14 protein-coding genes and 2 pseudogenes are annotated in these 17,266 nt (G+C 58.3%); 9 read left to right on the top strand and 7 right to left on the bottom strand.

Going from position 1 to position 17,266, the window contains the following annotated elements; all coding sequences use genetic code 11:
* Positions 1–11: 11 nt before the first annotated feature.
* The 7 genes and pseudogenes from dnaN to ALQ04_RS07840 all read left to right on the top strand — a co-directional run bounded on the left by dnaN (position 12) and on the right by ALQ04_RS07840 (position 7,285).
* Positions 12–1,115: a DNA polymerase III subunit beta gene (gene dnaN, locus ALQ04_RS07800; RefSeq protein WP_122315177.1), complete on the top strand. Its 1,104-nt coding sequence runs from the start codon at positions 12–14 to the stop codon at positions 1,113–1,115.
* A gap of 22 nt (positions 1,116–1,137) precedes the next feature.
* Positions 1,138–2,241, top strand: coding sequence for a DNA replication/repair protein RecF (recF, locus tag ALQ04_RS07805; protein ID WP_122315178.1), 1,104 nt, complete (start codon positions 1,138–1,140; stop codon positions 2,239–2,241).
* 4 nt (positions 2,242–2,245) lie between these two features.
* On the top strand, positions 2,246–4,663 hold the full coding sequence (gyrB, locus tag ALQ04_RS07810) for a DNA topoisomerase (ATP-hydrolyzing) subunit B (protein WP_122315179.1): 2,418 nt from the start codon (positions 2,246–2,248) through the stop codon (positions 4,661–4,663).
* A gap of 405 nt (positions 4,664–5,068) precedes the next feature.
* The gene (tnpA, locus tag ALQ04_RS07820) at positions 5,069–5,386 is read left to right on the top strand and encodes an IS66-like element accessory protein TnpA (RefSeq protein ID WP_122315181.1); all 318 of its coding nucleotides are present in this window, start codon (positions 5,069–5,071) and stop codon (positions 5,384–5,386) included.
* Positions 5,383–5,718 (top strand): annotated as a pseudogene (tnpB, locus tag ALQ04_RS27200) (IS66 family insertion sequence element accessory protein TnpB). Before tnpA ends, tnpB begins: the two are co-directional and overlap by 4 nt.
* A 50-nt stretch (positions 5,719–5,768) precedes the next feature.
* Positions 5,769–6,729, top strand: a pseudogene (gene tnpC, locus ALQ04_RS07835) (IS66 family transposase).
* A gap of 7 nt (positions 6,730–6,736) precedes the next feature.
* Positions 6,737–7,285 carry an AAA family ATPase gene (locus tag ALQ04_RS07840; protein WP_122315182.1) on the top strand — a complete coding sequence of 183 codons (549 nt, stop codon included), beginning with the start codon at positions 6,737–6,739 and terminating at the stop codon, positions 7,283–7,285.
* Between the two features lie 302 nt (positions 7,286–7,587).
* Here the strand turns inward: ALQ04_RS07840 and ALQ04_RS07845 are convergent, their stop codons facing one another.
* Genes ALQ04_RS07845 through glyQ form a run of 4 tightly spaced genes read right to left on the bottom strand, consistent with a single transcriptional unit; the run spans position 7,588 to position 11,972 of the window.
* Positions 7,588–8,358 carry a 1-acyl-sn-glycerol-3-phosphate acyltransferase gene (locus ALQ04_RS07845; protein WP_122315183.1) on the bottom strand — a complete coding sequence of 257 codons (771 nt, stop codon included), beginning with the start codon at positions 8,356–8,358 and terminating at the stop codon, positions 7,588–7,590.
* Between the two features lie 60 nt (positions 8,359–8,418).
* Positions 8,419–8,964: a D-glycero-beta-D-manno-heptose 1,7-bisphosphate 7-phosphatase gene (gene gmhB / locus ALQ04_RS07850; RefSeq protein WP_122315184.1), complete on the bottom strand. Its 546-nt coding sequence runs from the start codon at positions 8,962–8,964 to the stop codon at positions 8,419–8,421.
* A gap of 9 nt (positions 8,965–8,973) precedes the next feature.
* Positions 8,974–11,028, bottom strand: coding sequence for a glycine--tRNA ligase subunit beta (glyS, locus tag ALQ04_RS07855; protein ID WP_122315185.1), 2,055 nt, complete (start codon positions 11,026–11,028; stop codon positions 8,974–8,976).
* Complete coding sequence (glyQ, locus tag ALQ04_RS07860) at positions 11,025–11,972, bottom strand: glycine--tRNA ligase subunit alpha (protein WP_122315186.1); 948 nt, start codon at positions 11,970–11,972, stop codon at positions 11,025–11,027. Before glyQ ends, glyS begins: the two co-directional genes overlap by 4 nt.
* Positions 11,973–12,051: 79 nt before the next feature.
* Between glyQ and ALQ04_RS07865 the strand changes: the two genes are divergently transcribed.
* Together ALQ04_RS07865 and ALQ04_RS07870 are read left to right on the top strand one after the other, a co-directional pair.
* Entirely contained in the window at positions 12,052–12,603 is a 552-nt protein-coding gene (locus ALQ04_RS07865) for a DNA-3-methyladenine glycosylase I (protein WP_122315187.1), read from the top strand.
* Between the two features lie 38 nt (positions 12,604–12,641).
* On the top strand, positions 12,642–13,529 hold the full coding sequence (locus ALQ04_RS07870) for a lysophospholipid acyltransferase (protein ID WP_122315188.1): 888 nt from the start codon (positions 12,642–12,644) through the stop codon (positions 13,527–13,529).
* A gap of 45 nt (positions 13,530–13,574) precedes the next feature.
* Here the strand turns inward: ALQ04_RS07870 and trkA are convergent, their stop codons facing one another.
* The 3 genes from trkA to fmt are packed head-to-tail and all read right to left on the bottom strand — an operon-like array spanning position 13,575 to position 17,226.
* Positions 13,575–14,948, bottom strand: coding sequence for a Trk system potassium transporter TrkA (gene trkA / locus ALQ04_RS07875; protein ID WP_122315189.1), 1,374 nt, complete (start codon positions 14,946–14,948; stop codon positions 13,575–13,577).
* A gap of 14 nt (positions 14,949–14,962) precedes the next feature.
* Positions 14,963–16,285: a 16S rRNA (cytosine(967)-C(5))-methyltransferase RsmB gene (gene rsmB, locus ALQ04_RS07880; protein WP_122315190.1), complete on the bottom strand. Its 1,323-nt coding sequence runs from the start codon at positions 16,283–16,285 to the stop codon at positions 14,963–14,965.
* Positions 16,282–17,226, bottom strand: a complete 945-nt coding sequence (gene fmt, locus ALQ04_RS07885) for a methionyl-tRNA formyltransferase (protein WP_122315191.1) — start codon at positions 17,224–17,226, stop codon at positions 16,282–16,284. Before fmt ends, rsmB begins: the two co-directional genes overlap by 4 nt.
* Between the last annotated feature and the right edge of the window lie 40 nt (positions 17,227–17,266).

Below are 17,266 nucleotides of genomic sequence, written 5' to 3' on the forward strand. Positions count from 1 at the left end.
GGGACTAGACCATGCATTTCACCATTCAACGCGAAGCCCTGTTGAAACCCCTGCAATTGGTCGCCGGCGTGGTTGAACGCCGTCAGACCCTGCCGGTGCTATCCAATGTGCTCATGGTCGTCGAAGGCCAGCAACTGTCGCTGACAGGTACTGACCTGGAAGTCGAGCTGGTGGGTCGTGTCCAGCTTGAAGAGCCTGCCGAGCCCGGGGAAATTACTGTCCCGGCGCGCAAGCTGATGGATATCTGCAAAAGCCTGCCGAACGATGCGCTGATCGACATCAAGGTCGATGACTCCAAGCTGGTGGTCAAGGCTGGCCGTAGCCGCTTCACCTTATCCACGTTGCCAGCCAACGACTTCCCGACTGTCGAGGAAGGCCCGGGCTCGCTGACGTTTGATCTGGTGCAAAGCAAGCTGCGCCGCCTGATCGAGCGCACCAGCTTTGCCATGGCCCAGCAGGATGTCCGTTACTACCTCAACGGCATGTTGCTTGAAGTCAGCGCCGGTGTGCTGCGTGCGGTGGCTACCGACGGTCACCGTCTGGCCATGTGCTCGATGACGGCACAGATCGAACAAGCCGACCGCCATCAGGTGATCGTGCCGCGCAAGGGTATTCTGGAGATGGCGCGTCTGCTCACCGAGCAGGACGGCATTGTCAAAATCGTTTTGGGGCAGCACCACATTCGGGCGACCACTGGCGAATTCACCTTCACCTCCAAACTCGTGGACGGCAAGTTCCCGGACTACGAGCGCGTCCTGCCTAAAGGCGGTGACAAGCTGGTATTGGGTGATCGTCAGGCATTGCGCGAAGCCTTCAGCCGTACTGCAATTCTGTCCAACGAAAAGTACCGCGGCATTCGTCTGCAACTGGCCAGCGGTCAACTGAAGATTCAGGCGAACAACCCTGAACAGGAAGAGGCAGAAGAAGAGATCAGCGTTGAGTACAGCGGTGACTCCCTGGAAATCGGTTTCAACGTAAGTTATCTGCTTGATGTACTGGGTGTGATGACCACAGAACAGGTTCGCTTGATTCTGTCGGACTCCAACAGCAGTGCTCTGGTACAGGAATCGGATAATGATGATTCTGCCTACGTTGTCATGCCGATGCGTCTGTAACCTCATGTTCAGCGCTATCTAGATGTCTCTTAGCCGCATCTCGGTCACTGGGGTGCGCAATCTGCACCCGGTGACCTTCTCCCCCTCCCCGCGTATCAACATTCTTTACGGCGCCAATGGCAGTGGCAAAACCAGCGTGCTGGAAGCTATCCACCTGTTGGGCATTGCCCGTTCGTTTCGCAGCAGTCGTCTCCTCCCGGTCATTCAGTACGAGCAACCCGCATGTACGGTGTTTGGGCAGGTGCAACTGGCTGAGAGCGGTCAAAGCAATCTTGGGATCTCCCGCGACCGACAAGGCGAGTTCCAGATTCGGATTGATGGGCAGAATGCGCGAAGCGCCGCCCAGTTGGCCGAGATACTGCCGCTGCAATTGATCAACCCTGACAGTTTTCGCTTGCTCGAAGGCGCGCCGAAAATACGCCGGCAGTTTCTCGATTGGGGAGTGTTCCACGTGGAACCTCGCTTCATGGCCACTTGGCAGCGCCTGCAGAAGGCCTTGCGGCAGCGGAACTCATGGCTGCGGCATGGTACACTTGACGCCGCTTCGCAAGCGGCATGGGACCGAGAGTTGTGCCTGGCCAGTGATGAAATCGATGAGTTTCGTCGCACCTACATCAAGGCCTTGAAACCCGTCTTTGAACAAACCTTGAGCGAACTTGTTGAGCTTGAAGGTTTGACCCTGAGCTACTACCGAGGCTGGGATAAGGAAAAAGAGCTGAGCACAGTGCTCGCTTCATCCTTGCACCGTGATCAACAAATGGGTCATACACAGGCCGGACCACAACGAGCTGATTTGCGCCTTAGATTAGGCGCACACAACGCGGCGGATATATTGTCCCGCGGCCAGCAAAAGTTGGTGGTGTGTGCATTGCGTATTGCTCAAGGGCATCTGGTTAGCCAGGCTCGCCGCGGCCAATGTATTTATCTGGTGGATGACTTGCCTTCCGAACTGGACGACAACCACCGCCGCGCACTTTGTCGCTTGCTGGAAGAATTACGCTGCCAGGTTTTTATCACCTGTGTAGATCAAGAATTTTTGAGGGAAGGCTGGCAGACGGAAACGCCAGTTGCTTTGTTCCACGTGGAACAGGGCCGTATCACCCAGACCCACGACCATCGGGAGTGATTGCATGAGCGAAAATCAAACGTACGACTCGTCCAGCATTAAAGTGCTGAAAGGACTTGATGCCGTACGCAAGCGTCCCGGAATGTACATCGGTGATACAGACGATGGCAGCGGTCTGCACCACATGGTGTTCGAGGTGGTTGATAACTCGATCGACGAAGCCTTGGCTGGTCATTGCGACGACATCAGCATCATCATCCATCCAGACGAATCGATCACCGTCCGCGACAATGGCCGCGGTATTCCGGTAGACGTGCATAAAGAAGAAGGCGTTTCGGCGGCAGAGGTCATCATGACCGTGCTCCACGCCGGCGGTAAATTCGATGACAACTCCTACAAGGTATCTGGCGGTCTGCACGGTGTAGGTGTTTCTGTGGTTAACGCCCTTTCGGAAGTCCTGCTCCTGACGGTACGTCGCAGCGGCAAGATCTGGGAGCAAACCTACGTTCACGGTGTTCCACAGGAACCCATGAAAATCGTCGGTGAGAGCGATACCACTGGTACGCAGATCCATTTCAAACCTTCTGCTGAAACCTTCAAGAACATCCACTTCAGCTGGGACATCCTGGCCAAGCGGATTCGTGAACTGTCTTTCCTGAACTCCGGTGTCGGCATCCTCCTCAAGGATGAGCGCAGTGGCAAGGAAGAGCTGTTCAAGTACGAAGGTGGTCTGCGCGCATTCGTCGAGTACCTGAACACCAACAAGACTGCGGTCAATCAGGTCTTCCACTTCAACGTCCAGCGTGACGATGGCGTGGGTGTCGAAGTCGCCTTGCAGTGGAACGACAGCTTCAACGAGAACCTGTTGTGCTTCACCAACAACATCCCGCAGCGCGATGGCGGTACTCACCTGGTGGGCTTCCGTTCGGCGCTGACCCGTAACCTGAACAACTACATCGAGCAGGAAGGTCTGGCCAAGAAGCACAAGGTCGCCACAACCGGTGATGATGCGCGTGAAGGCCTGACAGCGATCATTTCGGTCAAGGTTCCGGACCCGAAATTCAGTTCGCAGACCAAGGACAAACTGGTTTCGTCCGAAGTCAAAACAGCAGTCGAACAGGAGATGGGTAAATACTTCTCTGACTTCCTGCTGGAAAATCCGAACGAAGCCAAGGCTGTCGTTGGCAAGATGCTCGATGCTGCCCGTGCCCGTGAAGCTGCGCGCAAGGCTCGTGAAATGACTCGCCGCAAGGGCGCACTGGATATCGCTGGCTTGCCGGGCAAGCTTGCCGACTGCCAGGAAAAGGACCCTGCCCTCTCCGAACTGTACCTCGTGGAAGGGGACTCTGCTGGCGGTTCAGCCAAGCAGGGGCGTAATCGTAAAACCCAGGCGATCCTGCCGCTCAAGGGCAAGATCCTTAACGTCGAGAAAGCGCGTTTCGACAAGATGATTTCTTCGCAGGAAGTGGGCACCTTGATCACGGCCCTGGGCTGTGGCATCGGCCGCGAAGAGTACAACATCGACAAACTGCGTTATCACAACATCATCATCATGACCGATGCTGACGTCGACGGTTCGCACATTCGTACTCTGCTGCTGACGTTCTTCTTCCGTCAGTTGCCGGAGCTGGTCGAGCGCGGTTACATCTATATCGCTCAGCCACCGCTGTACAAGGTCAAGAAAGGCAAGCAAGAGCAGTACATCAAAGACGACGACGCCATGGAAGAATACATGACCCAGTCGGCTCTGGAAGATGCCAGCCTGCACTTGAGCGAGTCTGCACCGGGTATCTCCGGCGAAGCGCTGGAGCGTCTGGTCAACGATTTCCGCATGGTCATGAAGACCCTCAAGCGCCTCTCGCGTTTGTATCCTCAAGAACTGACCGAACACTTCGTCTACCTGCCGCCTGTCACGCTTGATCAACTGTCCGATCATGCCGGCATGCAAGCCTGGCTGGCCAGGTTCGATGAGCGTCTGCGCACCAGCGAGAAGTCGGGTCTGGTCTACAAGGCCAGCCTGCGCGAAGACCGTGAGCGTAACCTGTGGCTGCCAGAGGTCGAACTGATCTCGCATGGCCTGTCCAACTACGTCACCTTCAACCGCGACTTCTTCGGCAGCAACGACTACAAGACCGTCACTGCCCTCGGCGCGCAAATCAGCTCGCTGCTGGAAGAAGGTGCCTATGTGCAACGTGGTGAGCGCAAGAAGCCGGTCAGCGAGTTCAAGGACGCCCTCGCCTGGCTGATGGCCGAAAGCACCAAGCGTCACACCATCCAGCGCTATAAAGGTCTGGGCGAAATGAACCCGGATCAACTTTGGGAAACCACCATGGACCCAAGCGTGCGCCGCATGCTGAAAGTCACGATCGAAGACGCAATCGGCGCCGACCAGATATTCAACACCCTGATGGGTGATGCGGTCGAGCCTCGTCGCGATTTCATCGAGAGCAATGCATTGGCGGTTTCTAACCTGGATTTCTAAGGTTGCCCCATGGGCACATAAAGTGTCGCGAGTGTGCGGTTTATTACCGCCGTCCAAAGAAAACCCCCGACCTTCGTGTTGGGGGTTTTCTTTTATTTTTATGCAGTGCGGACTCGGATAATCAAGACGAACCTACGGGATAACAAACTGCCCCAATGCGGCCATCATCGCAATCAACGAAACGGCAATTCCGATCCCCATTGTCCAATCGGATTCCGGTCTTTCGGAAAACCAGGAGCCCTTGGAAGGGTACTTTCCTCGCGTGAGCAGCTTTACCACAGGCCAACCGATGGGGTAGAAAATGGGTAAGCGCCCGGTGAACACACCTACCGAACTCCAGCATTAAGGGCGATGTTGTCCGTCTATTTTTAAGTGGACGCGATCACCCTTATCGCCAGGATTTCCATGCGCCAACGAAGCTCTTACCCGAAGCCCTTCAAAGCCCAGGTCGTGCAGGAATGCCTGCAACCTGTAGCCTCAGTTTCCAGCGTCGCCATCAGCCATGGCATCAACGCTAACGTTATTCGCAAGTGGCTGCCGATGTACCGCGACAAGGCGGTTGCGCCACTTCCAGCATTTGTACCACTGCAACCCATGCCCAAGCGGCACGCTGATGAGGCGGTGGTTATCGCACTGCCGCTGGGCGGCCAAACCATTACGGTCAAATGGCCCATCTCCGACCCGGAGGGCTGTGCCCGCTTTATCCGCAGCCTCTCCCAATGATCCGTATCGACGCCATCTGGCTCGCCACCGAGCCCATGGACATGCGCGCCGGTACCGAACCGGCCCTTGCCCGTGTGATCGCGGTGTTCGGTGCGGCGAAGCCGCACTGCGCTTATCTGCTCGCCAACCGCCGCGCTAATCGGATGAAAGTACTGGTGCACGACGGCGTGGGTATCTGACTGGCCGCGCGCCGCCTAAACCAGGGCAAATTCCATTGGCCTGGCACGCATCGAGGCCTCGAAGTTGAACTCGACGCCGAACAACTTCAAGCGCTGGTGTTGGGCCTGCCTTGGCTGCGGGTTGGCGCTAGCGGCGTAATTACGTTGCTCTGAATCGGGTCCTCTAGCTGTGTCAGGTGAGCTGCTTTGGTAAAATCCACGGCATGACTTCCTCGCCCAATCTCGACCAAATGACGCCCGATCAACTGCGCGCGCTCGCTGCGCAGTTGCTGTCGAAGGTCGACACCATGGGCCAAGAGAGCCGCCGCGACAAGACTGTCATCGAGCAGCTCTCTCACGAGATCGCCATCCTCAAACGCCACAAGTTTGCCAAGCGCAGCGAGCAGATCAGCCCGGCGCCAGGCGAGAAGAAAACTCACCGCGCTTACGTCTGGGCCTACAGCACCACGCCGTTTTCGGCGCTCAAAAGTGTGGTTTATGAATTCACTCCCAGCCGTGCAGGCGAGCATGCGCGCAACTTCCTGGGCATCTGGAACGGCAAGCTGGTGTGCGATGACTTCGCAGGCTACAAAGCTGGCTTCGAGCAGGGCATCACCGAAATCGGCTGCATGGCCCATGCCCGGCGCAAGTTTTTCGACCTGCATGTGGCGAACAAAAGCCAGTTGGCCGAACAGGCGCTGCACTCCATCGGCGGGTTGTACGAAGTCGAACGGCAGGCCAAGGACATGCGCGATGAAGATCGCTGGCGATTACGCCAAGAAATAGCGGTGCCCATCGCTGGTGGATGATCGCTCAACGCGCGCTTGTGCCCGAGGGATCGGCCACGGCGAAGGCACTGGATTACGACTTGAAACGCTGGGTAGCGCTGACGCGCTACCTGGATGATGGAGCTGTGCCCATCGATAACAATGCCGTGGAGAACCAGATCAGGCCGTGGGCGCTCGGTAGGTCGAACTGGCTCTTCGCAGGCTCGCTGCGCAGCGGTAAACGGGCTGCGGCGATCATGAGTCTGCACGCATGAATGGGCATGATCCGTATGCGTACCTGAAGGACGTTCTTACTCGCCTGCCAATGCAGCGGGCGAGTGAGATCGCCCGACTGCTGCCGCATCAGTGGGGCACTGTTAATTTATCGGAGACGGCAAACTCGTTTCAGAGTGGCTGAAAGAGAAATGACAAAAGAGACTGCACGTTACATCTTGATCACAGGCGCGGCAGGTACCGGCACTTCGACCTTAGCGGATGCTTTAGCAAAGGAACTGAGCACAACTCACCTGGAAGCAGATGAATTTTTGTGGCTGCCGAGTAACCCGCCATATCAGCATCTGGCAGACAAAACGCAGCGAGGAGAGCGCTTGCTACAAGAAATGCACTCTCATGGTCGTGCCGTGGTTGCCGGATCAGTAATGGGCTGGGGTCAACCGCTTGAGAATGAATTTGATCTTGTGGTGTTCCTTTATCTTCCTGTTGAACTCAGGCTGGAAAGATTAGAACGTCGAGAGGTAAAGCGCTTCGGTCAAGCAAGGCCGGAGTTTCTGGCTTGGGCAGCTCAGTATGATGAAGGAAGCGTCCCTGGACGGAGCTTGGCCAGGCATCAGGAGTGGCTGTCTGTGCGTACTTGTGCCGTCTTAAGGCTTGAGGGGGACATGTCCGTTAAAGATCGGGTACGGCAAATACTGGATGCAGTCGACGGGCTGAACCACTCACCGTCGGCCATGTGAACGTGTGTTGACTATACGCTTAGGAAACTGGCACGAAAAACGAGCTCAATCAGTATTTCCATTATGCTCGGTTGTCCATGTGTCGTTTTTAAAGCTTGGTTGCTGGCGGGAAGTTCAAACGAGGACGTGGCGTCGGCAAGCATCTTTACGAATGCTATACCAACGTCACTCAAAAACGCTTTCAGAAAAACTTATGCACGTTTTTAGCTCACTAATGAGCTTGAGAAATAAGTAGCAAAATTAACAACTTAGCGCTTATTTTCAGCTATTTCTCAAAAATGGTGCACAGGTTATCCACAAAATCAGACTTCGGCTTTTTCGTTGCTCGAGAGCGGTGCAAGGTCTACGCCCAGGGATTTCTGGGTAGCTTCATTCCAGGCCTGTACGCGGTCGTTGAGGGCGGCAATCGCGCGAGGGCCTGTGCCTTCGGCGAACATCGGTTCACCAATCACTACCTGGATGGTGCCGGGCTTTTTCGCCCAGCCTTCTTTCGGCCAGTACTTGCCGGCGTTGTGGGCGACAGGCAGGACGGGTAGTTCGGCGTTGACGGCCAATGCGGTGCCGCCACGGGAGAACTTGCCTACCTGGCCGTAAGGCACGCGCGTACCTTCCGGGAAGATCAACACCCAGATGCGGTCCTTGAGCAGTTCGTCGCCCTTCTTGGCGATCTGCTTGAGAGCGGCCTTCGGATTGTCGCGGTCAATCGCGATCGGGCGCAGCATGGCCATGGCCCAGCCGAAGAACGGCACATACAGCAGCTCACGCTTCAGTACCTGGCTCAATGGCTCGAAGTAGGCTGAGAGAAAGAAGGTTTCCCAGGTGCTCTGGTGGTTGGAAATAATCACGCAGGGAGTCTGTGGAACATTTTGCGCGCCGGTGACTTCCACGTGGATATTCAGGAACACACGGGTCAGCCAGATTGCGCAGCGGCACCAGTAGACATTGATGAACCGGTAGCGAGCTTTGAATGGCAGAAAAGGCGCGATGAAGAAACTCAGTGTGCACCACAGCAGCGAGCTGGTGCCTAGCAACAGGTAAAAGAAAAAGGTCCTGATTGCCTGGATGATCGACATAGTTGCTTTTACCGTACGGGCAGGTGCCCGCTCATTAAGCGTACCGTTGAACCTGAGGGACTACAGCGAAACGCTATTGTGGATAAGTTCTGCGGCAACTGCCGCCAGATCGTCAAAAATCAAAGTGCCGGCCGGCACTGTACCTTCCATAGTTCTGCGGCCTTTACCGGTCATTACCAGAACAGGCTGAGAGTCGACGGCCAAAGCGGCCTGCAGGTCACCCTTGCTGTCGCCCACGAACCATAAACCCTTGAGGTCTGCCGAGTAATGATGGGCGATGGTCTGCAACATGCCAGGTTTTGGCTTGCGGCAGTCACAGCCTTCATCCGGTCCATGCGGGCAATAAACGATCAAGCCAACCTCGCCACCCTGCCCTGCCACCAGTTCGCGTAACCGCGCATGCATGGCATCCAGAGTAGCCAGGTCGTAATAACCTCGGGCAATGCCTGACTGGTTGGTAGCAATCGCCACCGTCCAGCCGGCCTTGCTCAATGCTGCGATGGCCTCGATCGAGCCTGGAATGGGAATCCACTCCTCCACCGACTTTATGTAAGCGTCGGAGTCATGGTTAACGACTCCGTCCCGATCGAGAATCAGCAGTTTCACGTTCTATCCTCAGCCCAGCAACGAGATGTCGGCAACGCCGAGGAACAGACCACGCAGACGTGCCAGCAGTGCATAACGGTTGGCACGCACGTTGGCATCATCGGCATTGACCATCACTGCCTCGAAGAATGCATCCACAGGCTCGCGCAGGGTTGCCAGGCGTGCCAGCGATTCGCTGTACTGACGCTCGGCTGCCATCGGCTGTACCGCATGGTCGGCCTGTTGAATGGCCGAGTACAGGGAGAACTCGTTGGCGTTGTCGAAGTACTTGGGCTCGACGGTCTGGGCGATGCTGCCCTCGGCCTTGCTCAAGAGGTTCGATACGCGCTTGTTCACCGCAGCCAGCGCAGCGGCCTGTGGCAACTTGCGGAATGCCTGGACAGCCTGGACCCGCTGATCGAAGTCCAGAGCAGAACCTGGCTGCAACGCACGCACCGACAGATAAACCGCAACTTCGACGCCTTCGTCTTCATAACGCGCACGCAGGCGGTCGAAGATGAACTCCAGCACTTGCTCGGACAGGCCGGCAGCCTTGACCTTGGCTCCGAACTGGCTGACCGCGAACTTCACGGTTTCGATCAGATCCAGATCCAGCTTCTTGTCGATCAGGATGCGCAGGATACCCAGTGCAGCACGACGCAAGGCGTACGGGTCCTTGCTGCCGGTTGGCAGCATGCCGATGCCGAAGATACCTACCAGCGTATCGAGCTTGTCGGCGATGGCCACGGCAGCACCGGTCAGCGTGGTTGGCAATTCTGCGCCAGCACCGCGGGGCATGTACTGCTCGTTGAGTGCCAGTGCGACGTCTTCCGCCTCACCGTCAGCCTTGGCGTAGTAGTAACCGGCAATACCCTGCATTTCCGGGAACTCACCGACCATTTCCGACGCCAGGTCGCACTTGCACAGCAGGCCGGCACGCGCCGCACGCTGGGCGTCGCCGCCGATGCGCGGGGCAATGAAAGCAGCCAGTTTGGAAACGCGCTCGGCCTTGTCGAACACGCTGCCCAGTTGTGCCTGGAACACGACATTCTTCAAACGATCGTTGAAGGTTTCCAGCTTCTGCTTCTTGTCCTGCTTGAAGAAGAACTCGGCATCGGTCAGACGTGGGCGAACCACTTTCTCGTTACCGGCGATGATCTGGGTCGGATCCTTGCTCTCGATGTTGGCAACCGTGATGAAGCGCGGCAGCAACTTGCCTTCGCTGTCCAGCAGGCAGAAGTACTTCTGGTTGTCCTGCATGGTGGTGATCAGGGCTTCCTGAGGCACTTCAAGGAAGCGCTCTTCAAACGAGCAGACCAGCGGCACCGGCCATTCGACCAGGCCCGCCACTTCGTCCAGCAGGTTTGGCGGCACGATAGCGGTGCCTTCCTGTTGGGCGGCCAGCTCGTCGACACGCTTGCTGATGATCTGCCGGCGTTCGTTGAAGTCGGCCAGTACATGGGCCGCTCGCAGGTCGCTCAGGTAGCTGGCGGGTGAGGAAATACGCACGTCTTCAGGATGGTGGAAGCGATGGCCACGCGAATGGCGGCCTGCGCTCTGGGCCAGGATCGTGCAGTCGATCACCTGATCGCCCAGCAGCATGACCAGCCATTGGGTCGGACGCACGAACTCTTCCTTGCGCGCACCCCAACGCATGCGTTTGGCGATTGGCAGGTCGTTCAGCGAGTCTTCGACGATGGTCGGCAACAGCGTGGCGGTCGGTTTGCCGACGATGCTCTGGCTGTAGCGCAGTTTCGGGCCGCTCTGATCGATTTCGCTCAGGTCGACGCCGCATTTCTTGGCGAAGCCCAGGGCTGCCTGAGTCGGATTGCCTTCAGCGTCGAAAGCAGCCTGGCGCGGCGGGCCGTCCAGATTGACGCTGCGATCCGGTTGTTGCGTGGCAAGACCGGTGATCAGTACTGCCAGACGACGAGGTGCGGCGTAAACCTGCTTGGCGCTGTAGGTCAGGCCAGCAGTCTGCAGGCCTTTCTCGATACCGGCCAGAAATGCATCGCCCAGAGAGCTGAGGGTCTTGGGCGGCAGTTCTTCGGTGCCCAGTTCGACCAGAAAATCTTGAGCACTCATTGTGCAGCCTCCAGCTTAGCCAACACTTCATCGCGTAGATCGGGCGGCGCCATCGGGAAGCCAAGCTTGGCCCGGGCTTGCAGGTAGCTCTGGGCAACAGAGCGGGCCAGCGTGCGCACGCGCAGGATGTATTGCTGACGCGCAGTCACGGAAATCGCCCGGCGCGCATCCAGCAGGTTGAACGTGTGCGAGGCCTTGAGAACCATTTCATAGCTTGGCAGTGGCAGCTCAAGCTCGATCAGGCGAGCGGCTTCGCTTTCATAGAAGTCGAACAGCTCAAACAGTTTCTCGACGTTGGCGTGCTCGAAGTTGTAGGTCGATTGCTCCACTTCGTTCTGGTGGAACACATCGCCGTAAGTCACCTTGCCGAACGGACCGTCAGCCCAGACCAGATCGTAGACCGAGTCCACGCCCTGCTGGTACATGGCAAGACGCTCAAGGCCGTAGGTGATTTCGCCGGTCACCGGGTAGCACTCCAGGCCGCCGACCTGCTGGAAATAGGTGAACTGCGAGACTTCCATGCCGTTGAGCCAGATTTCCCAGCCCAGGCCCCAGGCGCCCAGTGTTGGCGATTCCCAGTTGTCTTCAACGAAGCGCACGTCATGCACCAGCGGATCGAGGCCGATGTGCTTGAGCGAGCCCAGGTACAGTTCCTGGAAGTTGTCCGGGTTCGGTTTCAGGATCACCTGGAACTGGTAGTAGTGCTGCAGGCGATTGGGGTTTTCGCCGTAGCGGCCGTCAGTCGGGCGACGGCTTGGCTGTACGTAAGCGGCGTTCCAGGTTTCCGGGCCTACGGCGCGCAGAAACGTGGCGGTGTGGAAAGTGCCGGCGCCTACTTCCATATCGTAGGGCTGAAGTACCACGCAACCTTGTTCTGCCCAGTATTGCTGGAGGGCGAGGATCAAGTCTTGGAAGGTACGCACGGCTGGCGTAGGCTGGCTCACAAAATTCACCTGTGCTGGGCTGCGATTTAAAGAGCGGGAGTATACCCGATTCGGCTGCACGTCCACCCTTGGGAGGCCTATGACTCGCTGCTTTTGGTGCAATGAAGACCCAATTTACATCGCTTATCACGATCAGGAATGGGGAGTGCCGCTGCGCGATGCGCAGAAGCTCTTCGAGTTGCTTTTGCTTGAAGGGTTCCAGGCCGGTCTGTCATGGATCACGGTTTTGAAAAAACGCGCGCGCTATCGCGAGGTCATGTTCGGTTTTGACGTGCACCGTATCGCCGCCATGAGCGACGCCGAGATTGAAGAGCTGATGCAGGAGCCAGGCATCATTCGCAACCGTCTCAAACTCAACGCTGCGCGCCGTAATGCCCAGGCGTGGTTGAAGCTGGACGATCCGGTAGGGTTTCTCTGGTCGTTTGTCGAAGGGCAACCAAAGATCAACCACTTCAAGGACCGCAGCGAAGTGCCGGCCATCACGCCGCAGGCCGAAGCGATGAGCAAGGCCCTGAAGAAAGCCGGCTTCACGTTTGTTGGGCCGACCATTTGCTACGCCTACATGCAATCGAGTGGCATGGTCATGGACCACACTCTGGATTGTGATCGGTATGCGGCTCTGGTCCGCTGAAGGTTACAATGCCTGCCTCGAGAATTTGGGAGTGATTTGTGGATAAGTTCAAAGGCGCCATGATTGTCGGGGCGTTGCGGTTGTTTGCCCTGCTGCCCTGGCGTGCCGTGCAATGGGTCGGTACTGCGATTGGCTGGTTGATGTGGAAGCTGCCCAACCGTTCCCGCGAAGTGGCGCGGATCAATCTGTCGAAATGCTTCCCGGAGTTGAGCAAGCCCGAGCTTGACCAACTGGTGGGCCGCAGCCTGATGGACATCGGCAAGACCCTGACCGAAAGCGCTTGCGCGTGGATCTGGCCTGCCCAGAAATCCATCGACCTGGTGCGTGAAGTCGAAGGCCTCGACGTGCTCAAGGATGCGCTGGCTTCCGGCAAGGGCGTGGTCGGCATCACCAGCCACCTGGGCAACTGGGAAGTGCTCAATCACTTCTATTGCAGCCAGTGCAAACCGATCATTTTCTATCGGCCACCCAAGTTGAAGGCCGTGGACGAATTGCTGCGCAAACAACGGGTGCAACTGGGCAACCGCGTCGCGGCTTCGACCAAGGAAGGCATCCTCAGTGTCATCAAGGAAGTGCGCAAGGGCGGCTCGGTGGGTATTCCTGCGGATCCGGAGCCAGCCGAATCGGCCGGTATCTTCGTCCCCTTCTGCGGTACCCAGGCGCTGACCAGCAAGTTCGTGCCCAACATGCTGGCCGGCGGCAAGGCCGTTGGCGTATTCCTGCACGCCATGCGCCTGCCGGATGGTTCGGGTTACAAGGTGGTTCTGGAAGCTGCCCCTGAAGCCATGTACAGCACCGACACCGAAACCTCGGCGGCAGCCATGAGTCAGGTGGTCGAGAAATATGTGCGGGCTTACCCGAGCCAGTACATGTGGACGATGAAGCGCTTCAAGAAACGCCCGCCGGGTGAGCCACGCTGGTATTGAGGCAAAATTTGCAGGAGCGAATGAATTCGCTCCTGCAACAGGTCCTCAGAAAAAGCTCAGCCCCACCTGAAACAGCCGCTCCACATCGCGGATGTGTTTTTTATCCACAAGGAACATGATCACGTGGTCGCCGGATTCGATCACGGTGATGTCGTGGGCGATCAGGACTTCCTCGTCGCGGATGATGGCGCCGATGTTGGTGCCTTGCGGGAGGGTAATATCCCGGATGGCCTTGCCGATGACCTTGCTGGATTTGGCATCGCCATGGGCGACCACTTCGATGGCTTCGGCCGCGCCCCTGCGCAGCGAGTGCACGCTGACGATATCGCCACGTCGCACGTGGGTCAGCAAGGTGCCGATGGTCGCCAGTTGCGGGCTGACGGCAATATCGATTTCCCCACCCTGCACCAGATCCACATAGGCCGGGTTGTTGATCAGCGTCATGACCTTGCGTGCGCCCATTCGCTTGGCCAGCAGCGAAGACATGATGTTGGCTTCATCGTCGTTGGTCAGGGCCAGGAACAGGTCGGTATCGCCGATGTTTTCCTCCATCAACAGATCGCGATCCGAAGAGCTGCCTTGCAGGACCACGGTGCTGTTGAGGGTTTCCGACAGATGACGGCAGCGGGCCGGGTTCATCTCGATGATCTTGACCTGATAACGGCTTTCGATGGCTTCGGCCAGACGCTCGCCAATGTTGCCGCCACCAGCAATCACAATGCGCTTGTAGCTTTCGTCGAGGCGGCGCATTTCGCCCATTACGGCGCGAATGTGTGCCTTTGCCGCAATGAAGAACACTTCGTCATCGGCTTCGATCACCGTATCGCCATGGGGCGTTATCGGGCGGTCGCGGCGGAAGATCGCGGCCACGCGAGTATCGACATTGGGCATGTGCGCCCGCAGTTGGCGTAGTTTCTGGCCGACCAGTGGCCCGCCGTAATAAGCCCGCACGGCAACCAGTTGCGCCTTGCCCTCGGCAAAGTCGATAACCTGCAGCGCGCCGGGGTACTCGACCAGCCGCTTGATGTAGTTGGTCACCACCTGTTCCGGGCTGATCAACACATCCACGGGAATCGCATCGTTATCGAACAGGCCGGCGCGGGTCAGGTAAGCCGCTTCGCGGACCCGGGCAATCTTGGTCGGCGTGTGGAACAGCGTGTAGGCCACCTGACAGGCGACCATATTGGTTTCGTCGCTGTTGGTGACCGCCACCAGCATGTCGGCATCATCGGCGCCGGCCTGGCGCAGCACCGTGGGAAACGAGCCCTTGCCCTGCACCGTACGGATATCCAGCCGGTCGCCCAGATCACGCAGCCGGTCACCGTCGGTGTCGACCACAGTAATGTCGTTGGCTTCACTGGCCAGATGTTCGGCCAGCGTGCCGCCAACCTGCCCTGCACCGAGGATGATGATTTTCAACTGCTATCTCCCTGTCAGGCCGACGCTGCGATCTTGATCAGTTTGGCGTAATAGAAGCCGTCATGCCCACCTTCCTGCGCCAGTAATTGACGTCCGTGCGGTTGCTTGATGCCTGCCGCTGGCTGGCCGTGCTGTCCGGCGATATCCAGTTCACGTGCGCCGCTGGTTCGGGCCAGGAAAGCCTCGATGACTTCGGTGTTTTCCGTAGGCAGCGTCGAGCAGGTGGCATACAGCAGAATCCCGCCAACCTGCAGAGTTGGCCAGAGAGCGTCCAGCAGCTCGCCCTGCAATGTGGCCAGGGCAGGAATGTCATCCGCCTGACGGGTCAGCTTGATATCCGGATGGCGACGAATCACGCCGGTTGCCGAGCACGGTGCGTCGAGCAGAATGCGCTGGAACGGCTTGCCATCCCACCACTGTGCGGTTTCCCGGGCGTCGGCGGCGATCAGCTCGGCATCCAGGCCCAGGCGGTCGAGGTTTTCCCGCACCCGCACCAGACGCTTGGCTTCCAGGTCCACGGCCACCACGGCGCTGAGTTGCGGCTGTACTTCCAGCAGATGGCAGGTCTTGCCGCCCGGCGCGCAGCAGGCATCGAGCACTCGTTGGCCTGGAGCCAGCTCCAGCAGATCGGCAGCCAGTTGCGCGGCCTCGTCCTGCACGCTGATCCAGCCTTCGGTAAAACCTGGCAGGGCGCGAACATCATCCGGCTCGGCGAGCAGAATACCGTCCTGGCTGAAAGTGCAGGCGCTGGCTTCGACTCCAGCGGTCTTCAGCAGCTCAAGGTACTGAGCGCGGCTGTTATGCCGACGGTTGACGCGCAGAATCATCGGCGGATGAGCGTTGTTGGCGGCGCAGATGGCTTCCCAATGCTCCGGCCAGGCGGCTTTCAGGCCTTTTTGCAGCCAGCGCGGGTGAGCGGTGCGCACTACCGGATCGTGTTCCAGCTCAGTCAGCAGGGCTTCGCTTTCACGCTGGGCGCGGCGCAGCACGGCGTTGAGCAGCGCCTTGGCCCATGGTTTTTTCAGCTTGTCGGCGCAACCGACCGTTTCACCGATGGCGGCGTGGGCGGGAATACGGCTGTAGAGCAGTTGATAAAGCCCGACCAGCAACAGCGCCTCGACATCGGCATCAGCGGCCTTGAAGGGTTTCTGCAGCAGTTTGGCTGCCAGTGCCGACAGGCGTGGCTGCCAGCGTGCGGTACCGAATGCCAGATCCTGAGTCAGGCCGCGATCCCGGACCTCGACTTTATCCAGCTGGGTCGGCAACGAACTGTTCAGCGAAGCCTTGCCGCTCAATACGGCAGCCAGAGCCCTGGCAGCGGCCAGACGCGGATTCATTGGCCCAGTACCGTGCCGCTGGCGAATTTCTCGCGACGGCTGTTGAACAAGTCAGTGAAGTTCAGCGGCTTGCCGCCCGGCAGTTGCAGGCGGGTCAGGCGCAATGCACCTTGTCCGCAGGCGACCAGCAGGCCGTCCTTGCTGGCGTCCAGAATCGTCCCCGGCGCGCCCTGCCCTTCGGCCAGACTGGCCGCCAACACCTTGAGGGCTTCCTGATTCAGGGTGCTGTGACAGATCGGCCATGGATTGAAGGCGCGGATCAGACGTTCCAGTTCATCCGCCGGACGACTCCAGTCGATGCGTGCTTCATCCTTGTTCAATTTGTGAGCATAGGTGGCCAGACTGTCGTCCTGAACTTCGCCAACCAGCGAGCCATCCGCCAGACCGGCAACGGCTTGCAGCACAGCGGGTGGCCCCAGCTCGGCGAGCCGGTCATGCAAGGTGCCGCCAGTGTCGTCTGCGCTGATCGGTGTGGTGACCTTGAGCAGCATCGGGCCGGTATCCAGGCCCGCTTCCATACGCATTACGGTTACGCCGCTTTCGCTATCGCCAGCCTGTACGGCTCGCTGGATCGGCGCCGCACCGCGCCAGCGTGGCAACAGGGAAGCATGGCTGTTGATGCAGCCCAGACGTGGAATATCCAGCACCACTTGCGGCAGGATCAGGCCATAAGCGACCACTATCATCAGATCGGGCTTGAGTGCTGCCAGCTCTTGCTGAGCCGTGGCGTCACGCAATGTTGGCGGTTGCAGCACTTGCAGGCCATGCTGCAACGCCAGTTGCTTGACCGGGCTGGGCATCAGCTTTTGTCCACGACCTGCCGGGCGATCAGGCTGGGTGTAGACCGCGATGATCTGATGAGGGCTGTCGAGCAGGGCCTTCAAGTGTTCGGCGGCAAATTCGGGGGTACCGGCGAAAACGATGCGCAGTGGCTCAGTCATTGGGTTCTCGTTCTTTAAAAAAGAAAAGGCCTGTTCAGGC

The sequence above is a fragment of the Pseudomonas cichorii genome, assembly GCF_003700275.1.
Taxonomy (GTDB): Bacteria; Pseudomonadota; Gammaproteobacteria; order Pseudomonadales; family Pseudomonadaceae; genus Aquipseudomonas; species Aquipseudomonas cichorii_B.

Coding starts and splice junctions, on each gene's coding strand:
- dnaN (WP_122315177.1), top strand. CDS start 12: ATGCATTTCACCATTCAACGCGAAGCCCTGTTGAAACCCCTGCAATTG.
- recF (WP_122315178.1), top strand. CDS start 1,138: ATGTCTCTTAGCCGCATCTCGGTCACTGGGGTGCGCAATCTGCACCCG.
- gyrB (WP_122315179.1), top strand. CDS start 2,246: ATGAGCGAAAATCAAACGTACGACTCGTCCAGCATTAAAGTGCTGAAA.
- tnpA (WP_122315181.1), top strand. CDS start 5,069: ATGCGCCAACGAAGCTCTTACCCGAAGCCCTTCAAAGCCCAGGTCGTG.
- ALQ04_RS07840 (WP_122315182.1), top strand. CDS start 6,737: ATGACAAAAGAGACTGCACGTTACATCTTGATCACAGGCGCGGCAGGT.
- ALQ04_RS07845 (WP_122315183.1), bottom strand. CDS start 8,358: ATGTCGATCATCCAGGCAATCAGGACCTTTTTCTTTTACCTGTTGCTA.
- glyS (WP_122315185.1), bottom strand. CDS start 11,028: ATGAGTGCTCAAGATTTTCTGGTCGAACTGGGCACCGAAGAACTGCCG.
- ALQ04_RS07865 (WP_122315187.1), top strand. CDS start 12,052: ATGACTCGCTGCTTTTGGTGCAATGAAGACCCAATTTACATCGCTTAT.
- rsmB (WP_122315190.1), bottom strand. CDS start 16,285: ATGAATCCGCGTCTGGCCGCTGCCAGGGCTCTGGCTGCCGTATTGAGC.
- fmt (WP_122315191.1), bottom strand. CDS start 17,226: ATGACTGAGCCACTGCGCATCGTTTTCGCCGGTACCCCCGAATTTGCC.